Below are 1,339 nucleotides of genomic sequence, written 5' to 3' on the forward strand. Positions count from 1 at the left end.
CTACACCGGCATCTGCGGAAGGATGGCCCCGTAATGAAGATCCGATCGTCCGCCGCACGGCGGCGCGGGCTGCTCGCCGTCACGGCCGTGGCCACGGCCACGCTGGCGGTCACCTCCCCGGCCGGCGCGCTGGAGGGTACGGACGCCGTCGGGCCGGCCCCGACCGCGAGGGCCTTCGACGCGAACGGCACACCGCTGGAGTCGACCAAGGGGATCCTGGACTACTGCAGGGCCACGCCCGACGGCTGCTCCTTCCAGATCGAGCAGAAGCGGGAGTTCTACACCGCCGTGCAGTCGATGGGCAACGCGGTCATCAACTGCACGAAGAAGGACATCACGGTCAGCCGGACCCTGACCCTGCGCTCGACGACGACGGACAACCTGGGTGGGGAGATCTCCGGCGGCATCAACATCACCGGCAGCGTCACCGGCACGGGAAGCGTCGCCGGCGAGGCCAGCGGCAGCGGTACCGCGGCCTTCACCACCCCCAACACCCAGACGGGCCCGTCGGCCACCCTGACCGGCCAAGCCACCGGGAAGGCCACCGGCACGCTCACCGGCGAGCTCGGCGCGACGGCCGCGTTCAACGGCGCGTTCCGCCTGACCTATTCACGCGCGTGGGTCGACGAGCAGAGCGAGACGACCCAGTACGAGCTCACCGTCTCGCCCGGCGACGCCCTGGTGTTCGGCTCCAGCCACGCCATGCAGCGGGTGCGCGGCTCGCTCAAGACGAAGGTCGGGGAGATGATCCGCGACATCGTCGTCGACGGCCCCTCCACCGTCAACAGGAGCACCTTCATCGCCGACACCTTCACCGTGCCCGGCACCACCTGCCAGAAGGTGCGCCCGGACGGCAAGACCGGCGTCGATGCCACCACACCCCCCACGACCCGGGGCGGCAGCCGGCCGCTGAGCGCCGCCACGCTGCCCGAAGGCAGCCGTCAGAAGGGGCGCGCCGTCCTCCCCGCCCACAAGGCCGCCCCCGCGAAGCACAAGAGAGGCGCGAAGTGAACCGGCTCCGTCGTCCAGCGACCCGCACCGCCCGCACCGCCACCGTCACCGTTGCCACCGTCATCGGCGGCGCCCTGGCCCTGAGCGCCGCCGCCCCGCCCGCCCTCGCCGCCCCGCCGGCGCCGGGACCCTCCGTACGTCAGCAGGCCGGGCCGGTAGCGGTCATCAACGGCGACCTGTCCCAGCCCGCCCTCACGGGCACCGGCGACGCCACGACCCCCACCGGCTGGTCCGTCGGCTCGACCGTCGGAGCGGGCACCGCCGGCGGCGTGGGCCGCTACGCGGGAACGGCCTCCGGGCATCCGGCCGGCAGGGTGGCGGTGATGCT

1 protein-coding gene and 1 pseudogene are annotated in these 1,339 nt (G+C 73.1%); both read left to right on the forward strand.

Annotation, left to right across the window (positions count from 1 at the left end):
- The first annotated feature begins 33 nt into the window (after positions 1–33).
- The gene (locus ACFV0Q_RS41675) at positions 34–1,011 is read left to right on the forward strand and encodes a hypothetical protein (protein WP_385013331.1); all 978 of its coding nucleotides are present in this window, start codon (positions 34–36) and stop codon (positions 1,009–1,011) included.
- A pseudogene (locus ACFV0Q_RS41680) lies at positions 1,008–1,339 on the forward strand (hypothetical protein); the annotation flags it as partial. The gene ACFV0Q_RS41675 and the pseudogene ACFV0Q_RS41680, both read left to right, overlap by 4 nt.

The organism is Streptomyces sp. NPDC059564 (assembly GCF_042735575.1).
Taxonomy (GTDB): Bacteria; Actinomycetota; Actinomycetes; order Streptomycetales; family Streptomycetaceae; genus Streptomyces.

Bases quoted from the DNA above. Each gene is read 5' to 3' on its own strand.
- ACFV0Q_RS41675 (WP_385013331.1), top strand. From the start codon at position 34: ATGAAGATCCGATCGTCCGCCGCACGGCGGCGCGGGCTGCTCGCCGTC.